We start from the raw sequence: 23,341 nt of genomic DNA, 5'->3' as shown, positions 1-23,341 counted from the left end.
CCTTGCATTGTAGGCAGACATCAGGCGCGCGTTGCATGCAAGTCGCGCCGGCCGCAGCGCATATCATGTGGCGGTGATCCCTTGCACAGGAAGCCGCATGCCCCGCTCACCCGGCGCGAAACTCTGGTCCACGCTGAACAAGACCGCGTCCCGACATGCGCGCCAGATGCAGCGCGCCGTCAACAAGAACCTCACCAAGCCGATGACCGAGGCCATCGTGCGCAACGCGGTGAAGCAATCCGCTGCAGTCACGGCGGCCACGCAGCGCGCCTTGTCCGGCGTGGTGTCGCCGGTGGCGGCGCCGCAGAGCCGTGGCAGCGGGCGCTGGGAAGAGGGCGCGTGGGGCGCGCCGCTGGCGCCGCGCCGCTACCGTGTGTTCGTGCCGGCCGGCGCCACCGCGTCGCGGCGCGCGCCGATGCTGGTGCTGCTGCACGGCTGCGGCCAGGACGCCGCCAGCTTTGCCGCGGTCACGCGCGCGGCCGCGGTGGCGCGCGAATCCGGCTGGGTGGTGTTGCTGCCCGAGCAGAGTTCGCAGGCCAATGCGCAGCGTTGCTGGAACTGGTTCCGGCCCGCCGCGCAGGGCGCCATCGAAGCCGGGCTGCTGATGACGCTGATCGACCAGGCCTGCCGCCGCCATCCGGTGGCGGCGGACCGCATCAGCGTATTCGGCCTGTCCGCCGGCGGTGCGATGGCGCTGACGCTGGGGCTGCGCTATCCGTCGCGCTTCGCCGCGGTGGGCTCGCACTCCGGCGCGGTGCCCTGGAGTGCCGGCAACGCCGCGCAGGCCACGCGCGCCATGCGCGGACAGCGCGGGCCCGACGCCAAGACCATGCAGGCGCTGCGCTTCGGCCTGGCGGGGCGCCGCCCGCCACCGTTGCTGCTGCTGCATGGCGATGCCGACCACGTGGTCGACTTCAGCAACGCCACCGCCGCCGCCGGCATGTGGATGCACCTGCAGCCCGAAGGTACCCCGCCGCTGGCAGGCGTGCCGTCCCGGCGCATCCAGCGCGGCATGCGCCACGCCATCGATGTATTCGACTGGTACGAGGGCAGGTCGCCCTACCTGCGGCTGGTGCGCGTGGAAGGCCTGGGCCACGCCTGGAGCGGCGGCGCCGGCGGGCATGCCTTCTCGGATCCGGCGGGGCCGGACGGGTTGAAGCTGGCGTTGGGGTTTTTTCTGGCGGTTGGGGGGTAAGGCGGGCTTGACGCCTTAGGGCGATCGCGTTGTCATCCGGTGAACGCACAGTTTGTGCGGTGTCTGGCCATGCGAATCATCGATATCGAAGAGGTGAAAAAGCATCTTGAACGACTGGTCGAGGAGGCTGCGCACGGCAATTCATTCATCATTGCCAAGGCGGGCCCCGAGCGCACAGCCGGCCAAGCGCCACCTCGGCTTCATGAAACCGCTGATGGCGGCGACCAAGCCGGATAAAAGTGTCGACTAGTCCCTTCTGAGCCCTACCCCAGACTGGCAGGCTCAAACACCACATCACTCGCCGGGCAAGCCACGCACGGCAAGATCCACCCCTCGTCCTTCTCGTCCGGACTCAGTCCTGGCCATTGCACCCGGTAGCGGACGGTGCCGGCATGCAGCCGGCTGGCGCAGGCGCGGCAGGTGCCATTGCGGCAGGAGCTGGGCAGCGCGACGCCTTCGAGCAGCGCCGCTTCCAGCAGGCTCAGCGTCGCCGGCGCCGGGAAGCGGACAGATCCCGGCAATACTTGTGCGGTGAACTCGGCGCTTTCGTCCGGGGCGCCCGGATCAGCCATGGGCGTCATCCTCGGCCTGGGGAAACTGCGCGCGCCCATGGGTGGCGTCGCGCAACGCGTCGCGTGCGGCGTCGCGCTGGGTTGCGGGCATGCGCAGCACCAGCGTGGCGAGCGCGCCGTAGGCGGTCTCGGCGAGCGTGCAGCCGGGGGGCGCTTCGTAGTCCAGCCAGCGGCGCACGCGCGGCTCGTCGGCATAGTCGACAGCGACGGCCAGCGTGCCATAGGCGATGCGCTCGACCCGTTCGGCGGCTTTCAGGGCCGCGGCGATGGCATCGGTGTAAGCGCGCACCAACCCGCCGGCCCCCAGCTTGACGCCACCGTAGTAACGCACCACCGCCGCCAGCACGCCGTCGAGGTCGTGGTGGCGCAGCACTTCCAGGATCGGCCGGCCGGCGGTGCCGGAGGGCTCGCCGTCGTCGGACATGCCCGAGGCGCCGCCGGCCAGCAGCGCCCAGCACACGTGGGTGGCAGTGGGGTGTTCGGCGCGCAATGCCTGCAGCGCGGCCATGGCGGCGTCGCGGTCGGCGACCGGCAGCGCCAGCGCCAGGAAGCGGCTCTTGCGGATCTCGATCTCGGCGTGGACGGGCGTGGCTAGCGTGTAGGTGGGCAAGGGCAGGCAGCGCGGAACGGGTACGGGAATCCGCGCCGGCCGGGCCGCGGAATCAAGGCGGCAGTGTACCGCAGCGGGCCTGGCTGGCCCGAAGGCCGCAACGCTTTGTGTTGCATCGTCAACTTGGTGTCACAAACGGCGCCTACGATCCGCCCCGGACGTGCGCGATGACGCCCGCCGCCGCCTGTGCAACAGGTGCCTGGTCCCGCCCCCGGGACTGGCGCAAACATGCAGTGAACCATCCCTTTCCTTTCCCCGGATCGAAAACATGCTTGAACAACCCAATGCTGGCCGTCGCAAGGCCCTGAAGCTATTGGCCGGCGCGCCCATGTTGCCGCTCGGCTTCGCCTCCACCGGCCTGCTGGCAGGCTGCGGCGGCGGCGATGACGCCGCCGTTGCGCCGGCTCCGGCGCCCGCGCCCGGCCCGGCCGCCACCTTCACCACCGCCGAGTTCGTGCCGATGAGCGCGCCGACGCTGGCCACGCCCGAGGCCATGGCAACCACCACGGTCGGCTCCAGCCTCAAGGTTTCCTTCAGCGACGGCAGCAGCCAGACCTACAAGCTGGCCTACCAGCCCTTCTTCGTCACCGGCGACACGCTGCCCGACGGCAAGGGCGGCACCGTCGTGGCGGGCGGCTATTACGACATCAACAACCAGCCGATCATCGATACCTCGGTTGCCGGCAAGGAACGCCAGTTCTTTTCCGACGCACCGGACGGCAGCTCGCTGCTGACGCTGGCCAACCCGACCGTGCCGGGCGTCAAGGGCAACACCGTGTTCGCGGTGGTGCAGTTCGAATACACCACGCGCAACCAGGGCAATGCCAGCATGTACGGGCTGCTGCCGTCGCCGATCGCGGTGCTGACGCTGGACCAGGACCCGGCCACCGGCAAGCTGACCCCGGTCAAGTACCACAACGTCGACACCTCCGGCGTCAACGGCCTGTGGATCACCTGCGGCGCCAGCCTGTCGCCGTGGAACACGCACCTGTCGAGCGAGGAGTACGAGACCGACCTGATGGACGCCAATGCGGTCACGCAGCTGCAGGGCTACAGCCGCAACCTGTACGGCGACCCGGCCCGCGCCAATGCCTACAACTACGGCCACCTGCCGGAAGTCACGGTGCACCCGGACGGCACCGGCACCATCAAGAAGCACTACTGCCTGGGCCGCATCTCGCACGAGCTGGTGCAGGTCATGCCGGACGAACGCACCGTGCTGATGGGCGACGATGCCACCAACGGCGGCCTGTTCCTGTTTATCGCCGACCAGGCGCGCGACCTGTCCGCCGGCACGCTGTACGTGGCCAAGTGGCACCAGACCTCGGGCACGGGCCCCGGCAGCGCGACGCTGTCGTGGATCCGCCTGGGCAGGGCCACCAGCGCCGAGGTCCGCGCGCTGGTCGACGGCGGCATCCGGCTGGCCGACATCATGGACGTCAAGACCGCCGACCCGGCCGATGCCAGCTACACCCGCATCATCTACAACGGCAAGCCCAACTGGGTGAAGCTGGTGCCCGGCATGGAAAAGGCCGCGGCGTTCCTGGAAACCCACCGCTATGCCGCGCTGGTCGGCGGCAGCCTGGGCTTTACCAAGATGGAAGGCACCACCGTCAACATCAAGGACAAGAAGGCCTATTCGGCGATGTCGCGCATCGAGTCGAGCATGCTGGCGGGCAACGCCGCCAATGCCGGCGACATCCAGGTGGAAGGCCCGTATTCCGGCGCGGTCTATGAGCTCAACCTGAAGGGCGGCCAGGCCGACAAGACCGGCACGGCGATGGCGAGCGAATGGGTGCCGGTCGACATGGCCGCGGTGCCGGCGCTGGTCAGCGAAGACCTCGGCGGCGGCAAGATGAAGCAGCAGGATGCGCTGGGCAACTTTGCCAACCCCGACAAGGTCGCCACGCCGGACAACCTGAAGTTCTCGGAAAAGCTGCGCACGCTGTTCGTCGGCGAGGACAGCAACACCCACGTCAACAATTTCCTGTGGGCGTACAACGTCGACACCAAGGTGCTCAGCCGCGTGCTGTCGTGCCCGGCCGGCGCCGAGTCCACCGGCCTGCATGCGGTGGACGAGATCAACGGCTGGACCTACGTGATGAGCAACTTCCAGCATGTCGGCGACTGGGAATCCCCGCTGCACGACAAGGTGAAGGCGCAGCTCGATCCGCTGGTGCGCGCCAACTACAAGGACCGTTTCGGCGCGGCGGTCGGCTACCTGACCGGCGATCCGACCGGCGTCAGGCTGGCCAAGGCCTGACGCGCGGCGACGCGCGGTAATGCAGACGGCGGGCTTCGGCCCGCCGTTTGCATTGGGGCGTGGCTGTCTGTGATCGCCTGCGGATCCGCTAGCACGCACGAACGGTTCAGGCGAGCCGGGGCTAACCCGCATCCGTTGCAACGGCCCCAGCGCGTCGAGGATGGCCTCCATGCGGCTTGCGCCACCGTGTCCTACAGTGGTGGGGGCGCCCGCCACGGCACTTCGCCGGCGCGCCATCCGCCCAGGACAACAAGATCCGCATAACAAAGGAGACCAGGCATGAAACGAGCTGTCGGGAAAGCCGCGATGCTGTGCCTCGCCGCCACGCTGCTGTACGGCTGCGGCGGTGACGACGACGAACCGGCGCAGACCCCGCCGCCGCAGGCCGAAGAAAAGCGCCCGCAGGACGACCGCACCTTCACCATGGACGCCGCCACGCTGCCGTTCGCGGCGCTGGCCGGCGCGCCCGAGGCCGACCGCTGGTGGGGCGTGCAGGATGGCGCCGGCTACCGCATCGAGGTGCCGAAGAACTGGAACGGCCGGCTGGTGATGTATGCCCACGGCTATGCCGGCACCGGCGCGGCACTGTCGGTCACCCTGCCCAGCATCCGCCGGCATCTGCTGGCGAACGGCTACGCCTGGGCCGCGTCCAGCTATGCCAGGAACTACTATGACGTGCGCGCCGGCCTGGAAGACACCAATGCCCTGGCGCTGGCCTTCACCCGCATTGCCGCGCAGAACGGGCGCACGCTGGCGGCGCCGGCGCGGCTGTATATCGTCGGCCATTCCATGGGCGGCCATGTCTCGGCCGCGGCGGTCGATGAAGAGAACATCCAGGCCGCCAACCACAAGGTGCGCTACCACGGCGCGGTGCCGATGTGCGGCGTGCTCGGCGATACCGAGCTGTTCAACTACTTCGGCGCCTATCAGACCGCCGCGCAGCAGCTCGCCGGCTTTCCGGTGACGGCGTGGCCGGCGGCCAACTGGGCGCAGATCGCGCCGGCGGTGCGCGCGGCGCTGTTCACCACCTACCCCGGCCAGACCACGGCGCAGGGCGATACCCTCAAGGCGATCGTGCGCAACCTGACCGGCGGGCAGCGGCCGCTGTTCGACTGGGGCTTCGGCGGCCCGGGCGCGCAGGGGCTGCAGGACGCGGTGTGGAGCACCTTTGGCCAGGATGGCTCGGTCAACGGCATCCTGACGCAGAACGTGGTCAACACCACCGGCATCACCTTCCAGTTCGACAACGACCCGGCGCAGTCGGTGGCGGAGCAGTCGTTCAACGCGGGCATCTTCCGCGTTACCGGCAGCGCCGAGGCCAACCGCGCGCGCAGCGACGGCCTGCGCTGGATCCCCAGGACCAATGCGCGCATCGGCGTGCCGGTGGTGACGCTGCATACGCTGGGCGACATGTACGTGCCGTTCAGCATGGAGCAGATCTACAAGCGCCGCGCCGATGCCAACGGCACCGCGCAATGGCTGGTGCAGCGCGCCATCCGCGGCGTCAGCCATTGCGACTTCACCGTGGCCGAACAGGCCCGGGCCTTCGACGACATGGTCAACTGGGAACAGAACGGCGTAAAGCCGGCCGGCGACGAGGTACTGGACGCCGCCACCGTGGCCAGCCCGGCCTACGGCTGCAAGTTCACCGACAACACGCTGGCGAGCGGCGACGAAAGCCCGACCACGGCGGCGCTGCGGCCGTCGGTGGCGCAGGCGTTCCCGTGCGCGCCGGGCTGATCGGCGCGTTGGGCTAGTCGAGCCAGTTGGGCTGGTTGGGCTGGTTGGGCTGATCGGCGCGCGGTCCGCGCGCCGATTCTGCTACGCTAGGCCTGTTCCCTTGCCTGCGCCTGCACATCCATCATGACCGGCTCGACCCACGACCCCGACGCGCGCCGCATGGCGCCCGCCACCGAGCGCAACCGCGAGCCCATTCTCGCCGTGCTGCGCCAGGTACTGCCCGCCAGCGGCACGGTGCTGGAAATCGCCAGCGGCACCGGCCAGCACGCGGTGCACTTTGCCGCGGCGCTGCCGGGGCTGACCTGGCAGCCGAGCGATCCGGACCCCGCCGCGCGCGCGTCGATCGCGGCCTGGACCGCGCACGCGGGCCTGGCCAATGTGCGTGCGCCGCTGGCGCTGGATGTCTGCCACCAGCCGTGGGGTATCGATGCCGCCGATGCGGTGGTCTGCATCAACATGATCCATATCGCCCCGTGGGCCGCGGCCGAGGCGCTGTTCGCGGGCGCCGGCAAGCTGCTGGGGCCTGGTGGCGTGCTGTTCCTGTACGGCCCTTACCGTCGCGGCGGCGCGCACACCGCGCCCAGCAACGCCGCCTTCGACGCGCAGCTGCGCGCCGCCGACGCTGACTGGGGCGTGCGCGACATGGAGGCCGTGATCGCACTGGGCGCGGCGCAGGGCCTGCGCTGCGACGAGCCGGTGCCGATGCCGGCCAACAACTTCTGCCTGGTGCTGCGCAAGTAGGACGCCGCGTGCGCGCTACGCAGGATCCGGCAGGATTCGCCGATTCAGCCGCGCACCAGCATCACCACTGCGGTGGCGATCAGGCACACCGCAAACAATGCGCGCAGGCGGCGCTCGGGCATCCGGTGCGCCAGCGCCACGCCCCACGAGATGGTCAGCATGCCGCCCAGCGACAGCGGAATGCCGCTGGCCCAGTCGACCTGGCCGGCATGGGCATAGGTGGCCAGCGCCACCACGGCGCCGGGCGTGACCAGCGCCAGCGCCAGGCCCTGCGCGGCGGCCTGGCGCAGCCCGAACAGGCCGACCAGCGCCGGCGCGGCGACCACGCCGCCGCCCACGCTGAAGAAGCCCGAGAACAAGCCGCCGACCACGCCCACCAGCGGGATCCAGCGCGCCGACACACGCGCCTGCGGCGCCGTCACCGCGCGCCCCGGCAGCAGCCGCCACAGGAAGTACAGCGCCATGCCGATCATGAACAGCGCGAAGCTCCGCCGCAGCAGCTGCGCATCCATTGCGGTGGCCGCGCGCGCCGACAGCCAGGTCGCCAGCACCGCGGACAAGCCCAGCACCACCGCCGTGCGCAGCGCAATGTCGGCGCGCTTGCGGTATTGCCAGAAGCCGATCAGCACGTTGGGCGCGATCATCACCAGCGCGGTGCCTTGCGCCAGCTGCTGGTCCATGCCGAACAGCAGGCCCAGCGCCGGAATCGCGATCAGCCCGCCGCCGATGCCGAACAGCCCGCCGACCGCGCCGAGCAAACCACCGAGTCCGAAGATCAGCAGGGAGGACAGCAGCAGGTGGTCAGGCATCGGTGCAAGGGGGGCAATGCGGGGATTTGAGGCCGGATTCCGGAGAAAGCGGGGGCAAGGCGCGGCGGCCTCAATCATACGCGAGCGGCCCGGCGGGCGCTTTGCACTAGAATCGGCGAGGTCATTCGATCCCCGCGCTGCGCGGCCTGCCGGCTTGCCGCATCGCACCCCGCCACGGAGAACACGATGAAGGTACAGAACATCCTGCAGACGATCGGCAATACCCCGCATATCCGCATCAACCGGCTGTTCGGCAACGGCCACGAGGTCTGGATCAAGTCCGAACGCAGCAACCCGGGCGCCTCGATCAAGGACCGCATCGCGCTGGCGATGGTGGAAGACGCCGAACGCCGCGGCGTGCTCAAGCCCGGCGGCACCATCATCGAGCCGACCTCGGGCAACACCGGCATCGGCCTGGCCATGGTGGCCGCGGTCAAGGGCTACAAGCTGGTGCTGGTGATGCCGGACAGCATGTCGGTGGAGCGCCGCCGCCTGATGCTGGCCTATGGCGCCACCTTCGACCTGACCCCGCGCGAGAAGGGCATGAAGGGCGCGATCGCGCGCGCCGAAGAACTGGTCGCGGCCACCCCCGGCGCGTGGATGCCGCAGCAGTTCGAGAATCCGGCCAACGCCGACGTGCATGCGCGCACCACCGCGCAGGAAATCCTGAACGATTTCCCCGAGGGGCTCGACGCGCTGATCACCGGCGTCGGCACCGGCGGCCACCTGACCGGTTGCGCACGGGTGCTGAAGGAAAAATGGCCGGGGCTGAAGGTGTTCGGGGTCGAGCCGGTGGCCTCGCCGGTGATCTCCGGCGGCGCGCCGGCGCCGCACCCGATCCAGGGCATCGGCGCAGGATTTATCCCGAAGAACCTCGACACCGCCTTGCTCGATGGCGTGATCCAGGTCGACGCCGAGCCCGCGCGCGAGATGGCGCGCCGCTGCGCACGCGAGGAAGGCATCCTGGTCGGGATCTCGTCGGGCGCCACCCTGGCGGCGATCGCGCAGAAGCTGCCTGAGCTGCCCGCCAACGCGCGCGTGCTGGGCTTCAACTACGACACCGGCGAGCGCTACCTGACGGTCGAAGGCTTCCTGCCGGCGTAAGGGACGGCGGCGTTCTGAGCGCCCCGGCCCGCGCGCTCAGAACGCTTCGTTGATCTGGAAGCAGGCGCCGCGCGTGCGCCGGCCGAAGCCGGAACGTTCATATCGCGCGCGCCCGGTTCAGCGCGACAGCAGGCCGTGCCGCTTGTGCCAGTCGGCCAGCGATTCCTCCGGCCATGTGTCGCAGTGCAAATGGCCCTTGCCGCGCGGCACGTCGACCCACGGCGCGACGGAATCCAGCGAGGCTTCCACCACCTCGGGCGGGCGCGGCAGCGGCGTGTCGATGGCCGAGGCATGGGGATACAGCATCTCTGGCCAGCGCGGGTCCCACAGCCACAACGCGCTGCCGCACTTCACGCAGAAATGCCGCTGCGCCGGCGATCTCCGCGCGCGCTTGCCAGGCTCGCGCAGCACGGCATGGTAGACGCCCAGGTGCTTGCGCCCGCGTACGCGCAGCGTGGCGGCATCGCCGCCGATGTTGATGGCATAGCCGCCACCGCCCGCCGTCTTGCGGCAGATCGAGCAATGGCAATGCATGTAAGGGCAGGGCGAATCGGACTCGAGCGAGAAGTGGACCGCGCCGCAATGGCAGGAGCCGTCGAGATGCATGGGAAGGACCTTTGCACGGTGGCGTTCGGGACAGTCCATAGACTGTAGAAAACAGCCGGCAAAGTGCCAAGCCCGGGCAGGCGCCTACCGCGCCTTGCGAAACGTCAGGTTGATGCGCAGCGGCCCCAGCAGCGGATGATCGCCATCGGCCAGCGGCGCCACGCCGTGGAACGCCAGCCGCGACGGCCCGCCCCACACCACCACGTCGCCGTGCGCCAGCCGTACGCGCTGCGGCTTGTCGGCACGGCGCATGCCGCCGAACAGGAACACCGCCGGCAGCCCCAGCGACACCGAGACGATCGGCGCGGTGAAATCGCGCTCGTCGCGGTCCTGGTGCAGCGACAGGCGGGTGCCCGGCACATAGCGGTTGATCAGGCAGGCATCCGGCGCGAAGCCGGCAAAGCCCGCCTGCTCCGCCGCGCTGGCGGCCAGCTCGCGGAAACTCGCGGGCATGTCGGGCCACGCTTGTCCGCTCAGCGGATCGGCCGCGTCATAGCGATAGCCACGCGCGTCGGAGACCCAGCCGCAGGCGCCGCAGTTGGTCATTGCCACCGACATCTTCAGGCCGCCGGGGGTGACCATGTGCCGCCAGGGGGCCCGTGCGACGATGGCCTGCACGTCGGCGAGCAGCACTTCGGCATCTGCCCGCGCTACGCCACGCAGGACGACGGCGCCGTCCGCGAGGGGTTCGATGGCGGGGGTGGCGGCGCTGTCTTCGGGCAGGTCGTCGAACAGGTCGAACGTCATGGTGGGGAGGGTGCCGCCATGGCCTGGTGTGCTCAGGCGACCTTCAGTTCCAGGCGCTTTCCCAGCGCCCGGAACGCGGCCTCGATCGTGTCGATCTTGGTCGCATGATCGAGGTTGACGATGCGCTGGACTTCTTGCTTGCGGGTATGCAGCCGGCGTGCCAGCTCGGCCTGCGTCACACCCTGCGCGATCATCTCGTTGAGCAGCAGCACCTTTGCCGACATGCTTGCCGGCAGTTCGACCAGGTGTTGGCCGCGCACGGCCTTCGACGGCAGCGGCACCGGGCGGCCGTCTTCGAAATAGAACTCCATGGCCGTGGCCAGCGCATCAGCGGCCATCTCCTGGGCGTGCTCGATAGTATCGCCGCTGGTCAGGGCTTCCGGGATATCGGGAAACGAGACCGCAAAGCCGTCGCCGTCGGGGACGATGTTGGCGGGAAAACGCAGCATATTTGAACTCCTTTTGGCGACGAGGGCAGGATACGTCCAGACTTGCAGCTCACCCCAAGCCAAGTTGCTTGAGGATCGCCTTGCGCAGTCCCTCACCGATCTCATGGCTGGGATGACGGGGCAAGGTCGATTGCCTGCCGTTGAGATACACCCTGACATGCTTCGCGCCTTCAATGAAGGTCGCGCCTTGTCCTGCGAGCCATCGCCGAAATTCACTCTGCTTCACCCAAACTCTCCTGCCGCTCAGTGGTGAATAGGGTAAGCAAAAATGTTTACGTATTCTAGCAGTAAAACGGCCAATCTTGTTGCAGCAAGGTGTCCGGCTTCCGTGCGCGGTCCTATGCGGACATGACAAGGCCGCCCTTGAGGCGGCCTTGATCTCTTGTCCGGGCGCGGTCGAGTCCGCGCGGCGGAGTCCTTCAAGCAAACGTATCAATCTCCCCCAGCCCCAGCACGCGCGCGGACCGTACCGCTGCACTGGCCGTTGGCACCGGATCTGCCGCCGCCACCGCAGCGCCACCAAAGCCGGCTTGTGTGCGCCCGTGCCCAGGCCCCTGCTGTTGCTGCCCATTGCCGTTGCCGGCCTGGCTGGCAAAGCCATCGGCGCCGACCGAGGTGTGGCCCAGCTGGATGCCGTTTTCCGACAGCGCGGTGCGCAGGTGCGGCAGCGCGGCTTCGACCGCGGCGCGCACGGCCTGGTGGGGCGAGACGAATTGCGCCTGGGCCTGGTCGTTGACCACGTTGAGCACCACCTTCAGCGGCCCCAGGTCAGGCGGGTTCAGCTGCAGTTCGGCGCTTTGCTGGCCTTGCGTGCCCAGGCGGATCATCTGCTGGCTCAGGGCCTGGGGCCACTGGCTATCGTACAGCGGCGGGGCGACCACGGGCCGGCTGGCTGCAGCGGCGGCAGCGGCCGGAGTGGGTTGTCCGGCCAGCGTGGCGGCCACGGCAGGGGTGCTGTCGGGAGTGGCCGCTGCGGTCTCGCCGGCGCGCGCGGCAGCTTGCGCGGCAGCGAACTGGCCGGCGGCGGGCCGGGCATCGGGCGCGGCAGGATTGGCGGCGAGGGGATCGGCGCGATGCTGGCCGAGACCGCTGTCAGGGCGATGCCCCGATCCGCCCGCGGAGGCGCCGGTATCCTGGCCTGGCAGATCCGCTTGGCGGACTGCCAGCACGTCGCCCGCAACCGCCGGTGTGGCACCGGCTTTTGCATCGGTGCCGGCGCTGCCGCCGGGCTGCATCGCCGCGCGTTGCGAGGCGATGGTGGCCAGCGTGTCGGCGGCCGACGGCTGCGCCGGTCGCGCTTCGGCGGTGACCGCCTGCAACGGGTCGGCCAATGCGGTGCCGTCGGCAGGGCTTGCCGCGGTGCCGGTTGCGACCTGGGTTTGCGCGGTGGCGTTCGGCACGGTGTTGCTGAGCGCCGCCTGCAAGGCCGCGGCACTGCCGGTGTCGGCCATACCGGCGACAGCGGCGCCTGCCGCGCCGGCTGGCATGGTCGTGGGGTTCGCTGGCGCTGCGGCGGGAAGCATCAGCGCCAATGCGGCCGCCGCGGCGGCGGCATCCGTCGGTGTTGCGGCGGCGTCGTCTTCCTTGTCCTGATCCTTCTCGCCGGCAGCGGCCTTCTTGCCGGTGGCGGCGGTGTGTTGCGGCTTGCCGGCGTCGGCCTGTGCCGCCGCCGGCCGCGCCGCGGGCTTGTCGCGCGCGGCCGGCTCCTTGGCGGCGGGCGCCGGAGCGGCGGCCTTGTGGCTGTCGCGGGCCTGCGAGAGCGCGTCGCGGAAGCCGTTGGTGGCGGCGTCGGCGCTCGCGCGCCGGGCGCCTTCCACCGCGTTGGCGGCGCTGCTGACAATCTGGCTGATATCGATCATGGGGATTCGCTACGGTATGGCCCGGCGGGTTGTTACCGCCCAGGCATCGTTCAGGCTTCGCTCAGGCGGCTGGCCGCGGTGCGGGCCAGGCGGGCGGCGTATTCGTCGTTGGCGCGCTGCTCGCGGCGCGCGGCCACCTGCTCTTGCTTCGCTTCCGCGCGCGCGATCAGCGTGTCGAAGGAGTTCAGGCGGCGCTTCTGGTGCTGCCAGCGGTTGCGGCCGGCCAGCAGGTCGGCCTCGGCCTTGGCCAGGGCCGCGCCCTGCTGGCGGATGGCCTGGTCCAGCGAATCGAGGAAGCGCGAAAAGTCCTGCCAGCGGCTGGAGGTGATGCCCTGCGCCGCCACCACCTGCATGCGCTCGCGGTATTCCTGGCGGTATTGCGTGAGCTGGTTGAGCTGCAGCTCCGCCTGCGTGCGCAAGCCCTGCAGCCGGCCGAGCTCGCGCGCGGCGGCATCGGTGTCGGTCTGGGCCAGGTCAGCCAGCGTGTTGAGCGGTGAATGCTTGAGCATGTTCACTCCTGTCGAAGAGGCTGTGCAGCGCGGCGATGGCGTCGGCGTAGCCGGCGCGTTCGTGGATGTCCTGCTGCAGGAAGGCTTCCATGCGCGGATGCAGCTGGATCGCCAGGTCCAGTTCCGGGTCGTTGCCGGGCACGTAGGCGCCCACGCTGATCAGGTCGCGGTTGCGCTGGTAGCGCGACATCAGCTGCTTGAAGCGGCGCACCGAGCCGAACTGCTCGTGCGGGATCAGCGCGGTCATGGCGCGGCTGATCGAGGCCTCGACGTCGATGGCCGGATAGTGGCCGGCTTCGGCCAGGCTGCGCGACAGCACGATATGGCCGTCCAGGATGGCGCGCGCGGAATCGGCGATCGGGTCCTGCTGGTCGTCGCCCTCGGTCAGCACGGTGTAGAACGCGGTGATCGAGCCGCCGCCTTCGGGGCCGTTGCCGGTGCGCTCGACCAGCGTCGGCAGCTTGGCGAAGACCGAGGGCGGATAGCCCTTGGTGGCGGGCGGCTCGCCGATTGCCAGCGCGATCTCGCGCTGGGCCATGGCGTAGCGCGTCAGCGAGTCCATGATCAGCAGCACGTGCTGGCCCTGGTCGCGGAAATACTCGGCCAGCCGCGTCGCATAGGCGGCGCCCTGCATGCGCAGCAGCGGCGAGCAGTCGGCCGGCGCGGCCACCACCACCGAGCGGCGGCGGCCCTCCGGCCCCAGGATGTTCTCGATGAATTCCTTCACTTCGCGGCCGCGTTCGCCGATCAGGCCGACCACGATCACGTCGGCGCTGGTGTAGCGCGCCATCATGCCCAGCAGCACGCTCTTGCCGACGCCCGAGCCCGCGAACAGACCCATGCGCTGGCCCCGGCCGACGGTCAGCATGCCGTTGATGGCGCGCACGCCGGTGTCGAGCACGGTTTCGATCGGCGCGCGCATCAGCGGGTTGATCTGCTCGCCGGCCAGCGGCACTTCCATCGCCGCGGCAAGCGGGCCGAGCCCGTCCAGCGGGCGGCCGGCCGCATCCAGCACGCGGCCCAGCAGGCCCGGGCCGACCGGCAGGCGCTTGGAGCCCGGCTCGCGCGGCGCGGTGGCACCGGCCGGTTGCGGCGACGGCTCCAGGGGATAGACACGCGCGCCGGGCAGCAGCCCGACCACGTCGGACTGCGGCATCAGGTAGAGGCGGTCGGCGCCAAAGCCGACCACTTCGGCTTCGGCGGTGCGCGGGGCGTTGCTGTCGGTGGTGAACTGTCCGGCGGGCAGCTCGATCAGGCAATCGCTGCCCACCGGCAAGCGCAGGCCCACGGCTTCCAGCACCAGCCCCGCCGCGCGCGTCAGGCGGCCACAGCTGCGCTTGCTGTCGAGCCCGGCGATGCCGGCCGCGGCGCCGTTCAGCGCATCGATCCAGCGCTGCGCGTGGTCGTGCGCCGCGTCGGGCGCGGGCGCGGCGGCGCGGGTGTCCTGCGCGGTGTCAGGCATGCGGCGGCTCCCACGGGTCGTCGCGGCCCAGCGCCCGCACCACGCGGGTCCAGCGGGTGGGCAGCGTGGCGTCGCGCTCGCCGCTGGCGGCGCTGGCGATGCAGCCGCCGCGCGCCACGGACGGATCGGCGCGCACGGTCCAGCCGGCGGCGGCGAGTTCCCCATGCAGGTGGGTCTCGACCAGCACCACGTCGTCGGGGTGCAGCAGCAGGCTGGGCGATCCGGACAGCGCGGGTTCGCTGGTCAGCAGTTCGCGCACCGCCGGCAGCAAGGCCGCGGGGTCTTGCGCCAGCGTCGAGCGCACCAGTTGTCGCGCCACGTCCAGCGCCAGCGACACCAGCGCGCGCGCGACCTGCTCATCGACGCTGCCGAGCGCGCCGCGCAGGTTGCCTGCCAGCGCTTGCAGCTGCGCGGCCTCGTTGCGGGCGGCTTCCAGGCCGCGCGCATAGCCTTCGCGATGGCCGTCGCCGTAGCCCTGGGTCTGGCCCTGGGTGTAGCCCTGGGCGTAGCCTTCCTTGCGCGCGCCTTCGCGCATCGCGTCGAGGGCGGCGAAGTCGATCGGCGGCGGCGCGGGTTCGGCCGGCACGGCGGCCAGCGTCTCGAGCGGTTCGGCATGCCGGGGATCGAGCGAGCCCATCTGCCAGCGCTGCCAGCCGGCCGCACCGCCACGCGCGCGGCGCGGCGGCTCGAACGGCGCGAAGGCGCCGGCGCCGGCGGCGCCGTTGCCGCCCAGCGACGAAAACGGGTCGGCGCCCAGGCCGCGGCGCCCGGCCCCGCGCTCGGGGTCAGCCTCAGACATAGGCATCGTCGCCTCCGCCGATCTGCACTTCGCCCGCATCCGCCAGGCGCCTTACCACCTGCAGGATGGCCTTCTGCTCGGCCTCGACCTGCGACACGCGCACCGGGCCCAGCGCCTCCAGGTCCTCGCGCAGCATCTCGCCGGCGCGGGTGGACATGTTGCGGATGAACTTGTCGCGCAGCTCCTGCGGCGCGCCCTTGAGCGCGACGATAAGCGATTCGGTGGCGATTTCCTTGAGCACGCGCTGGATGCCGCGGTCGTCGACCTCGAGCAGGTTCTCGAACAGGAACATCTCGTCGATGATCTTCTGCGCGAGGTCGCCGTCGTGCAGGCGCACGCCGTCGATGACCGCTTCCTCGTGCGCGGTGCTCATCAGGTTGATGATCTCGGCCGCGGTGCGCACGCCGCCCATGCGGCTGCGCTTCAGGCTCTGGCCCGCCAGCAGCTTGGTCAGCACGTCGGTCAGTTCCTGCAGCGCGCCCGGCTGCACGCCGCCGAAGGTGGCGATGCGCAGGATCACGTCGTTGCGCAGGCGGTCGGTGAACAGCCCCAGCACTTCGGACGACTTCTGGCGGTCCAGGTGGATCAGGATGGTGGCGATGATCTGCGGATGCTCGTCGCGGATCAGCTCGGCGATGGCGGTGGCATCCATCCAGTTCAGCGAGTCGATGCCGCCGCCCGGATCGCGCGATTCCAGGATGTCCTCGATCACCGACTGCGCGCGCTCCTCGCCCAGCGCCTTGTTCAGCACGCTGCGGATAAACGCGCTGGAGTCGACGTTCAGCGCCAGGTACTGCTCGGTCTCGGCGCGGAACTCGCCCAGCACCTCGGCCATTTCCTCGCGGGTGACCGAGCTGAGCGTGGCCATGGCCGAACCCAGCTCCTGCACTTCGCGCTGCGACAGGTGCTTGAACACCTCGGCCGCGGCATCCTCGCCGATCGCCATCATCAGCACCGCGCTCTTCTGCAGGCCGGATTCAGAGATGCCCTTAGCGGTTGTCATTGCTAATCCAGTTCTTGATCACGCTGGCGACCAGGCGGGGGTCGCGCTGGGCGGCGTCGCGCACCAGCGCGAGGTCGCTTTCATACTTCGCGGCAAGCCGCAGGACTTCCGGATTGGCCGGCTCTTCCGGCGGCAGCAGCACCGCCTCGGTCTCGTCCCTGGGCTCCGGTGCCGGCAACGGCGGCGCGGTGTAGCGGCGCAGGATCGGGCGCGCCACCTTGAACCACACGAACAGCGCCAGCAGTGCCAGCAGCAGGTAGCCGGCCAGGCTCTTGCCCAGTGCAATCATGTCGGGCTGCTTCCACAGCGGCAGTTCGGGCTCGGCCTTCTCGCGCTCGGCGGTGAAGGGGCTGTTGACCACGTTGATGGAGTCGCCGCGGTCGGCCGAGAACCCCATCGCTTCCTTGGTCAGGTTCTGGATCTGCGCCAGCAGCGCCGGCGGCAGCGGCTCGGCCACGAGCTTGCCCTTGGCATCGGCCTGCTGGCGGTAGTTGACCACCACCGCCACCGACAGCCGGCGCACGCCGCCCGGGGCCTGCTGCACGTGGCGCACCGAGCGGTCCAGTTCATAGTTGACGGTAGAGTCGCGGCGATTGCTGCTCGGGCCGCTGGACGCGGTGGCGGTGGCGCCCTGCGCCGCCTGGCCAGGCTGGCCAGGCTGGCCGGGTTGCCCCGCTGCCGGTGCGCCGGCCTGGCCCGGCGCCTGGCCCGCGCGCGGCGTCTGCGGCGTGGTCACGGGCGCGGCGGCGGCAGCGGGCGGCTGGTTCGACAGCGCGCCGGGCACGCCGCCCGGCGGGGTTGCGCCCTGCTGGGTCGATTCGCTGGTCTGCTGGCTGCGGATCGCCGAGCGGGTCGGGTCCTGGTTGGGCTTGTAGCTTTCGTCGGTGTGCTCGACGATGGAGAAGTCGACGTCGGCGGTGACCTGCGCGCGCACGTTGTCCTTGCCGACGATCGGCGTCAGGATCGCCTCGATGCGCTTCAGGTAGTTCTGCTCCAGCGCCTGTACATACTTGAGCTGGGTGGCGTCGAGCATGCGCTCGTTGCCGGTGTTCGACAGCAGGTTGCCGTGCTGGTCGACGATCGAGATCGACTTGGGCGTCAGCTCCGGCACGCTCGACGACACCAGGTGGCTGATCGCAGCCACCTGGCCTTCATCGATGGCGCGGCCCGGGTACAGCTGCAGCACGATCGAGGCGGTCGGCTTCTGGCGCTCGCGCACGAACAGCGTCGGCTTGGGAATCGCCAGGTGCACGCGCGCGGACTGCACCGCGGCGATCGATTCGATCGAGCGCGCCAGTTCGCCCTCCAGCCCGCGCTGGTAGTTGACCTGCTCGGCAAACTGGCTGATGCCGAACTTCTGGTTGTCCATCAGCTCCATGCCGGCGGTGCCGCTCTTGGGCAGGCCCTGCGAGGCCAGCCGCAGGCGCGTCTCGTGCACCTTCTCGGCCGGCACCATCACGGCGCCGCCGCCTTCGGCGAACTTGTACGGCACGTTCATCTGCTGCAGCGACTGCAGCACCGCGCCGCCGTCGCGCTCGGACAGGTTGCTGTACAGCACCTTGTAGTCCGGGCCGCGCGACCACAGCACGCCCACCGCGATCGCGGCGGCCAGGGCCGCTCCGCCCAGCATCAGCGGCAGCTTCGGGTTGGCCTTCAGGCGCTCCAGCACTTCGGCCGGACGCCCGGGCAGTGCCACTGCCGCGGTCATGCGCGTGCTCCGGATCCGGCGCCGCGACGCTCGCGACGGCACGGGCGATGCTGACCGCCTTGGTCGTCGGCACGGCTCACGGCACGGCTCACATTACGCTGCAGAGAAAACACGCGTACTCCCGAATGGATGGTTGTCTGGTGATTGCCGGCACCCGCACGGGACCACGGCCCGCGCTCTTCCGGCACGGTGGCAATGATCGGCCAGACTTGAGCGAGACAATCCGGTGAATAGACCGGGTTTTCCGGCCGATTTCGGTCCATCGGGCGAGGGGGGCGGCGGGTACGCTGCGAGGGCTGAAACTGGCTGCGGATCCGCCCGGCGCGGGCCTGTGGCAGGCCGGGTACCGGCCAACCGGCGCCAACGGCGCGCCCTACGACCAACCGGGCCGGACATCCGGCCGATCACGACCCATGACCACTATCTCTTCCATCGAGGGCATGCTGCAGCAACTGCGCGGGATGTCCCAGGTTGCCTCCGGCAACCCAGCCGGGCAGGCCGCGGCGCCGGTCGGCGGCGGCTTCGCCGGCGAGCTGCAGCGCTCGCTCGGCCGCATCAACGCCGCGCAGGAGCGCGCCTACGGCCAGGCCGAGGCGTTCGAACTGGGCAAGCCCGGCGTGGCGCTCAACGACGTGATGATCGACCTGCAGAAGGCCAATGTGTCATTCCAGACCGGGGTGCAGGTGCGCAACCGGCTGGTGGCGGCTTATCAGGAGATGATGAATATGCCGGTGTAAGGCGAATGCCTTGACTGGAACAGAAAGCCCCCGGGACGCGCAAGCGGCCGGGGGCTTTTTCCGTCGGGCCCGCGCTCAGGCCGGACCCGGCGCGTCGGGATCCAGTCCGGATTCCAGTCGATAGATCCACGCCAGCAGTTCGGCCACCGCCACATAGAGCTGCGGCGGCACGTGGCTGTCGAGGTCGACCTGCATCAGCAGGTTCACCAGCGTCGGCGAGTCGTGGACGTAGACGTTGGCCTCGCGCGCGCGGGCGATGATGGCTTCGGCGACCACGCCATAGCCCTTGGCGACCACGCGCGGCGCCTTGTCGCTGTGCTGCTACGACAGCGCGATCGCTGCGCCGCGTTCGTGTGCTGCGTCGCTCATTGCGTTGCGCCTTGCGCCAGGCTGTCCTGCGTCTGCACGCTCAGGCGCTGCACGGCAATGCCATGCGCCTCGAGCTGGCTGCGCAGCTGCGGCCGCGCCGCGATGAAGCGCGCCGCCACGTCGGTTTCGGGCGTGGCTACGCGGGCGTCGAGACCGCCAGGGCCGAGGGTGAGTACCGCTTCGACCACGCCCAGGTTGGGCAACTGCAGCCGCAGGCGGCTCGACCACGGCCGCGCGGCTTCGCCGTGGGCGGCGGCGTCGGCCTCCGCGCGCAGCAGTTCCCATTCCATCGGCACGCCAGGCCAGGCTTCGCCGGCAAAGCGAAACTGCTGCGTGGCGAGCAACTCCAGCTGCTGGCGGACCACGCCTTCGGTGGCGGGATGGATGGCCGGGCCGGCGGCCGGCGCTGGCCGGCCGGCATCCGCCGGAGCGGATGGCGTAGCGCCATCCGATGCGCGCGCCGGTTGGCTGGCCAGGCTGTCGAGCGCGGCCAGGCGCGCGCCAGCTTCGGCTGTCGATTGGTAGGCCTGCGTCGCCAGCGTTGCCGCTGACGGGCGCTGCGCGGCCGGTTCGGCGGCGGCACCGCGGCTGTAGGCCGCCGTGGTCGCGGTGCCTTGCCGCAACGCCTGCTCGGCCGCCGCATGGCTGTGGGCCACGCGCGGATTGCCGGCCGAGGCCAGCGCTTCGGCCAGCACCTGCGAGGCCGGCAACAGCGGCGGCATGGACGGCCGCGCCGGTTCCGCCCCTGCGCCGCTGCCGGCATAGGCCAGCTGCAGCGACGGCGGCGCGGCAGCGGCGCCCTGGCTGGCACCGGCCGGGACAAAGGGCCGGCCCGGCACCGGAACCTGCGCCTGCGGCTCCTGCCGCAGGCTCGCCAGCCCGCGCGCGCCGGCCACCCACTGCGCCAGGTGCGATTCATAGAACAGGCCGCTGTGGCCGACCGCATTGGCCAGCGCCGCGGCGGTGGCCTGCGCCGACGCTGCCGTCGGCGCCGCCGGCAGCAACGAGGCATTGCTGCGCACCGGCTGGGCTTCGGCACCGTCCATCACGGCCAGGATGGCCCGCGCCGCCGCACTCAGCGATTCCTGCGTCGACGCGCCCGGCAGCAGGGCGCCCTGGCCTGCCATGGCATTGGGGCCGCTTGCCAGCGCGCTGTGGCGGATGGCCTGGCCGGTGGCGTTCTGGACGTTCGACTCGGTGGCCTCGGCCACCGGCTGCAGCGCCGCGACCTGGTCGACGGCGATGGCGGTGCGCAGGGCCTGCGGGTCGGGGGCCTGACCGGGTGCCAGGCCTGGCGGCAGGTGGATGCCGGTCATACGGGTCGCATGGATCAGGGTCGGCGGCGGGTGCGGCCTGCCGGTGGGAAAGGAGCGCGGCCTTCAGGCCGCCTCAGGTGGTGGCGCCGGTCGTGGCGCCCGTCGTCGCACCATAGGCGGCGCTCAGCTCGAACTGCCGGCGCGAGCTGGTCAGCATGTCGCCGAGCCGCTTGAGCTGCGGCAGCGCCAGGTCGCGGATGCGGGCGTCGTAGGTCAGGATGCGGTCCAGCAGCTGGTAGCGCCGCATGCGCTCGGCATCGGAGAAGGGAGCGTCGTGGTCGAGCTGGCGCAGGCGTTCCACCTGGGCCAGGTAGGCTTGCTGCAGGGTGGTGACGGTGTCCCAGTCGGCGCCCTGCGCCGCCTCATGCATGCGCGCGGACAGGGCGAGGATTTCCTCGTAGCAGGCCACGATCGGCGAAAACACTGGAGGGAAAGCCATGTCAGTTGTCCTGTAAGGCGGGTTGCCGCTCCGCCCCGGCGGCCGCGTCATCGATCTGCGCCCACGCCGAGGCCAGGCTTTCCAGCAGCGCGTCGACCTCGGTCAGCAGCGCTGCGTCGCTGCGCAGGTTGGCCAGCATCAGCCGGCGCACCATGTATTCGTACAGCGCTTCGAGGTTGGCCGAGATCTCGCCGCCGGCGTCGTGGTCGAGCACGGCGCGCAGGCCGTTGTCGATGATGTCGATGGCCTTGGAGATGGCGTTGCCGCGCTCGGCGACGTTGCCGCCTTCCAGGTGGAACCTGGCCCGCGCGATCGCGGCGCGGGCGCCGTCGTACAGCATGGCGATCAGCTTGTGCGGGCTGGCGCTCATGGCACCGGTCTGGACGCCGACCTGGGCGTAGGCGTTGGCGGATGCGCGGGCGAACATGGCTGGGTTCCTCGTGGCGGTGGGATGCGGCGGGTTATTTCTTGATGCTGCTGTTGAGCGCGTTGAACTGCTGCGTCAGGTAGCTGCTGGTGCGGTTCATCTGCGCCACCACCAGATCCAGCTGCGTGAACTGGGCCTTGTAGCGGTCGATGGTGGCGGTGACGCGGTCCTGGACGCGGTCATAGTCGTCTTCCAGGTCCTTCAGCGTCTTGGTGATGCCGTCCTGCGCCACCTTCAGCGCGCCGTCGGTCTTGCTCAGGCCTTCGATATAGGTGGTGGCGCGCTTGCCGATGCCGCCCTCGCCGGTGGTGCTGGAGAACAGCGAGGTGACGCCGCCGAGGTTGTCGTTCAGCGCCTTGGTCAGCTTGGCATCGTCCAGCTTCATGGTGCCGTCCTTCTGGAACGTGATGCCGACGTCGATCAGCGTGATCTTGCCGCCGTTGCCATCGTCCATGGCGCCGCCCAGCATCGAGCGCAGGCTCGACTGGATCGAGCGCAGCGTGCCATCGCCGGTCAGCGCCGCCGAGGTGCCCGCGTCGGCATCGAATGCCGTCAGCGACTTGGCGGTGCTCTTGATATTGTTGTACGCGGTGACGAAGGCCTGAATCGAGGCCTTGATCGCATCGTTGTCGCGCGTTACCACCAGCGAGGTGGTGCCGGTCTTGGACAGGTTCATGGTCACGCCCTGCGCGGCGTCCACCACCGAGTTGCTCTGGCTGACCACGTCGATGCCGTTGATCTTCAGCGTCGCGTTGGCCGGCGGCACCTTCTGTTCCATCTTGTTGGCGGCGGGCGCCGCGGCCGGGTCGAAGGCGACCACGTTGTTCAGCGCCGGGTCCGTCGACGACACGCGCATGGTGGCCTGCGTGCCGGTCTTGTCCGAGGTCAGCACCAGGCGATACGGGCTGGCGCTGCCGTCGTTGACGATGCTGGCGGTCACGCCGATGCCGGCCTTGTTGATGGCGTCGCGCATGCCTTCCAGCGACGAGCCCGCCGGGATGGTGACCTTCTTGGTGCTGGCGGGGGCGCCGCCGGTGGCCAGCGCCGCGCCGAAGTCGAACACCAGCTCGCCGCCGCCGATCGCGGCCTTCTGGTCGGCCACGTTGCCGCTCACCAGCGATTGCGCCGTTGCCAGCGTGTTGACGGTGATGGTGTAGTTGCCCGGCACGGCATTGGCCGCGGTGGTGACCGACATCACGTCCGGCGTGCCGACCGTGGCCTTGACCGCGCCGAAGGTGGCGGCGTTCGACAGCTTCGTGGCCGCGGCCTTGTACGCGTCGAGCACGCTCTGCACCTGGCTGAAGGCGGACAGCTTGGTCTGGTAGCTCTTGGCCTGCGTGTTGATGGCGTCCAGTGGCAGTTGCTCGGCCTTCTGCAGCTGGTCCAGCAGGCTGCTCAGGTCCAGGTTGGAGCCGATACCGATGGAGGAGATCGTTGCCATGTGATTGTTCTCGTCTTCAACTGATGATCAGGTCTCAGGCTGCCTGGCTGACGAACAGCCCCTGCAGCTTGTCGATCGCGCGGGCGATGCGCAGCACCTCTTCGGTGGGCATCTGCCGGATCAGGTCGCCGGTTTCCTTGTCGACCACCTTGGTGATGACGCGGTGCGTGGCTTCATCGATCTCGAAGCGCAGGCCGATCGAGGTGGTCTTGAACGCTTCGACCAGCTCGCCGATCGCGGCGGAGGCGGCGCCGGACTGTACCGGGCCCTTGGCGACGTCTTCGTCCGGCGCGCGCAGGCCGGCGCGTGCGGGGCTTGCCGTCGTGCCGTGGGCCGGCATCTCGGACGGCAGGCGCACTGCGGTCGGGTTCACGGTAGGAAGAAGCGCCATGCTGTGCTCCGTGGGTGTGTGGCGGGTTCAGGTTGAAACGCTTGG

At 70.1% G+C, this 23,341-nt stretch carries 25 protein-coding genes and 1 pseudogene; 7 read left to right on the top strand and 19 right to left on the bottom strand.

What is annotated here, in order from left to right; all coding sequences use genetic code 11:
• Positions 1–97: 97 nt before the first annotated feature.
• Together GA0116996_RS18615 and GA0116996_RS28300 are read left to right on the top strand one after the other, a co-directional pair.
• Positions 98–1,195, top strand: a complete 1,098-nt coding sequence (locus GA0116996_RS18615) for an extracellular catalytic domain type 1 short-chain-length polyhydroxyalkanoate depolymerase (protein WP_092314563.1) — start codon at positions 98–100, stop codon at positions 1,193–1,195.
• 69 nt (positions 1,196–1,264) lie between these two features.
• Positions 1,265–1,432 carry a hypothetical protein gene (locus tag GA0116996_RS28300; protein ID WP_167355525.1) on the top strand — a complete coding sequence of 56 codons (168 nt, stop codon included), beginning with the start codon at positions 1,265–1,267 and terminating at the stop codon, positions 1,430–1,432.
• Between the two features lie 26 nt (positions 1,433–1,458).
• Here GA0116996_RS28300 and GA0116996_RS18610 read toward each other — a convergent pair whose 3' ends face one another.
• Together GA0116996_RS18610 and GA0116996_RS18605 are read right to left on the bottom strand one after the other, a co-directional pair.
• Positions 1,459–1,767, bottom strand: coding sequence for a 2Fe-2S iron-sulfur cluster-binding protein (locus GA0116996_RS18610; RefSeq protein ID WP_092314562.1), 309 nt, complete (start codon positions 1,765–1,767; stop codon positions 1,459–1,461).
• Positions 1,760–2,377, bottom strand: a complete 618-nt coding sequence (locus tag GA0116996_RS18605; protein ID WP_092314560.1) for an IMPACT family protein — start codon at positions 2,375–2,377, stop codon at positions 1,760–1,762. Before GA0116996_RS18605 ends, GA0116996_RS18610 begins: the two co-directional genes overlap by 8 nt.
• 268 nt (positions 2,378–2,645) lie before the next feature.
• Between GA0116996_RS18605 and GA0116996_RS18600 the strand changes: the two genes are divergently transcribed.
• The 3 genes from GA0116996_RS18600 (at position 2,646) to GA0116996_RS18590 (ending at position 7,121) form a co-directional block, all read left to right on the top strand.
• Positions 2,646–4,640 (top strand): PhoX family protein, encoded by a 1,995-nt coding sequence (locus GA0116996_RS18600; RefSeq protein ID WP_092314558.1) that lies wholly within the window; start codon positions 2,646–2,648, stop codon positions 4,638–4,640.
• 279 nt (positions 4,641–4,919) lie between these two features.
• Entirely contained in the window at positions 4,920–6,380 is a 1,461-nt protein-coding gene (locus tag GA0116996_RS18595; protein WP_092314556.1) for an alpha/beta hydrolase family protein, read from the top strand.
• A 123-nt stretch (positions 6,381–6,503) separates the two neighbouring features.
• Entirely contained in the window at positions 6,504–7,121 is a 618-nt protein-coding gene (locus tag GA0116996_RS18590; RefSeq protein ID WP_092314554.1) for a DUF938 domain-containing protein, read from the top strand.
• 44 nt (positions 7,122–7,165) lie between these two features.
• On the opposite strand, the gene GA0116996_RS18585 is transcribed toward GA0116996_RS18590, so the two are convergent.
• Positions 7,166–7,930, bottom strand: a complete 765-nt coding sequence (locus tag GA0116996_RS18585) for a sulfite exporter TauE/SafE family protein (protein WP_092314552.1) — start codon at positions 7,928–7,930, stop codon at positions 7,166–7,168.
• Positions 7,931–8,116: 186 nt separating this feature from the next.
• On the opposite strand from GA0116996_RS18585, the gene cysK reads away from it, so the two are divergent.
• Positions 8,117–9,034: a cysteine synthase A gene (cysK, locus tag GA0116996_RS18580; protein ID WP_092314550.1), complete on the top strand. Its 918-nt coding sequence runs from the start codon at positions 8,117–8,119 to the stop codon at positions 9,032–9,034.
• A 117-nt stretch (positions 9,035–9,151) separates the two neighbouring features.
• Here cysK and GA0116996_RS18575 read toward each other — a convergent pair whose 3' ends face one another.
• The 10 genes from GA0116996_RS18575 to fliF all read right to left on the bottom strand — a co-directional run bounded on the left by GA0116996_RS18575 (position 9,152) and on the right by fliF (position 18,176).
• Positions 9,152–9,640 (bottom strand): GFA family protein, encoded by a 489-nt coding sequence (locus GA0116996_RS18575; protein ID WP_092314549.1) that lies wholly within the window; start codon positions 9,638–9,640, stop codon positions 9,152–9,154.
• Between the two features lie 84 nt (positions 9,641–9,724).
• Positions 9,725–10,387, bottom strand: a complete 663-nt coding sequence (gene alkB / locus GA0116996_RS18570; RefSeq protein ID WP_092314547.1) for a DNA oxidative demethylase AlkB — start codon at positions 10,385–10,387, stop codon at positions 9,725–9,727.
• Between the two features lie 32 nt (positions 10,388–10,419).
• Entirely contained in the window at positions 10,420–10,836 is a 417-nt protein-coding gene (locus GA0116996_RS18565) for a type II toxin-antitoxin system HicB family antitoxin (protein ID WP_092314545.1), read from the bottom strand.
• 49 nt (positions 10,837–10,885) lie between these two features.
• On the bottom strand, positions 10,886–11,062 hold the full coding sequence (locus tag GA0116996_RS18560) for a type II toxin-antitoxin system HicA family toxin (protein WP_092314543.1): 177 nt from the start codon (positions 11,060–11,062) through the stop codon (positions 10,886–10,888).
• 193 nt (positions 11,063–11,255) lie between these two features.
• Positions 11,256–12,695, bottom strand: coding sequence for a flagellar hook-length control protein FliK (locus tag GA0116996_RS18555; protein WP_092314541.1), 1,440 nt, complete (start codon positions 12,693–12,695; stop codon positions 11,256–11,258).
• Between the two features lie 50 nt (positions 12,696–12,745).
• Entirely contained in the window at positions 12,746–13,204 is a 459-nt protein-coding gene (gene fliJ, locus GA0116996_RS18550; protein ID WP_092314539.1) for a flagellar export protein FliJ, read from the bottom strand.
• Positions 13,170–14,666 carry a flagellar protein export ATPase FliI gene (fliI, locus tag GA0116996_RS18545; RefSeq protein WP_092314537.1) on the bottom strand — a complete coding sequence of 499 codons (1,497 nt, stop codon included), beginning with the start codon at positions 14,664–14,666 and terminating at the stop codon, positions 13,170–13,172. The genes fliJ and fliI overlap by 35 nt, the downstream gene beginning before the upstream one ends.
• Positions 14,659–15,471 (bottom strand): flagellar assembly protein FliH, encoded by an 813-nt coding sequence (gene fliH, locus GA0116996_RS18540; protein WP_092314535.1) that lies wholly within the window; start codon positions 15,469–15,471, stop codon positions 14,659–14,661. The genes fliI and fliH overlap by 8 nt, the downstream gene beginning before the upstream one ends.
• Complete coding sequence (fliG, locus tag GA0116996_RS18535) at positions 15,458–16,468, bottom strand: flagellar motor switch protein FliG (RefSeq protein WP_018005565.1); 1,011 nt, start codon at positions 16,466–16,468, stop codon at positions 15,458–15,460. The genes fliH and fliG overlap by 14 nt, the downstream gene beginning before the upstream one ends.
• Entirely contained in the window at positions 16,455–18,176 is a 1,722-nt protein-coding gene (gene fliF / locus GA0116996_RS18530; protein ID WP_092314533.1) for a flagellar basal-body MS-ring/collar protein FliF, read from the bottom strand. Before fliF ends, fliG begins: the two co-directional genes overlap by 14 nt.
• A gap of 413 nt (positions 18,177–18,589) precedes the next feature.
• On the opposite strand from fliF, the gene fliE reads away from it, so the two are divergent.
• Positions 18,590–18,913 (top strand): flagellar hook-basal body complex protein FliE, encoded by a 324-nt coding sequence (fliE, locus tag GA0116996_RS18525; RefSeq protein ID WP_092314531.1) that lies wholly within the window; start codon positions 18,590–18,592, stop codon positions 18,911–18,913.
• Positions 18,914–18,988: 75 nt separating this feature from the next.
• On the opposite strand, the pseudogene GA0116996_RS18520 reads toward fliE, so the two are convergent.
• The 6 genes and pseudogenes from GA0116996_RS18520 to GA0116996_RS18495 form a co-directional block, all read right to left on the bottom strand.
• Positions 18,989–19,282, bottom strand: a pseudogene (locus tag GA0116996_RS18520) (EscU/YscU/HrcU family type III secretion system export apparatus switch protein).
• Positions 19,279–20,598 (bottom strand): flagellar hook-length control protein FliK, encoded by a 1,320-nt coding sequence (gene fliK, locus GA0116996_RS18515; RefSeq protein ID WP_092314529.1) that lies wholly within the window; start codon positions 20,596–20,598, stop codon positions 19,279–19,281. Before fliK ends, GA0116996_RS18520 begins: the two are co-directional and overlap by 4 nt.
• Before the next feature lie 73 nt (positions 20,599–20,671).
• On the bottom strand, positions 20,672–21,037 hold the full coding sequence (locus GA0116996_RS18510; protein WP_092314527.1) for a flagellar protein FliT: 366 nt from the start codon (positions 21,035–21,037) through the stop codon (positions 20,672–20,674).
• Between the two features lies 1 nt (position 21,038).
• Entirely contained in the window at positions 21,039–21,464 is a 426-nt protein-coding gene (gene fliS, locus GA0116996_RS18505) for a flagellar export chaperone FliS (RefSeq protein ID WP_092314525.1), read from the bottom strand.
• 34 nt (positions 21,465–21,498) lie between these two features.
• Positions 21,499–22,905 carry a flagellar filament capping protein FliD gene (gene fliD / locus GA0116996_RS18500; RefSeq protein WP_092314523.1) on the bottom strand — a complete coding sequence of 469 codons (1,407 nt, stop codon included), beginning with the start codon at positions 22,903–22,905 and terminating at the stop codon, positions 21,499–21,501.
• 34 nt (positions 22,906–22,939) lie between these two features.
• Positions 22,940–23,296 carry a flagellar protein FlaG gene (locus GA0116996_RS18495; RefSeq protein ID WP_092314521.1) on the bottom strand — a complete coding sequence of 119 codons (357 nt, stop codon included), beginning with the start codon at positions 23,294–23,296 and terminating at the stop codon, positions 22,940–22,942.
• Positions 23,297–23,341: the final 45 nt, after the last annotated feature.

This window comes from Cupriavidus alkaliphilus, assembly GCF_900094595.1.
GTDB classification, from domain to species: domain Bacteria; phylum Pseudomonadota; class Gammaproteobacteria; order Burkholderiales; family Burkholderiaceae; genus Cupriavidus; species Cupriavidus alkaliphilus.
The sequence above is the reverse complement of the archived record's forward strand: the minus strand, read 5'-3'. Positions and strand labels throughout refer to the sequence as shown.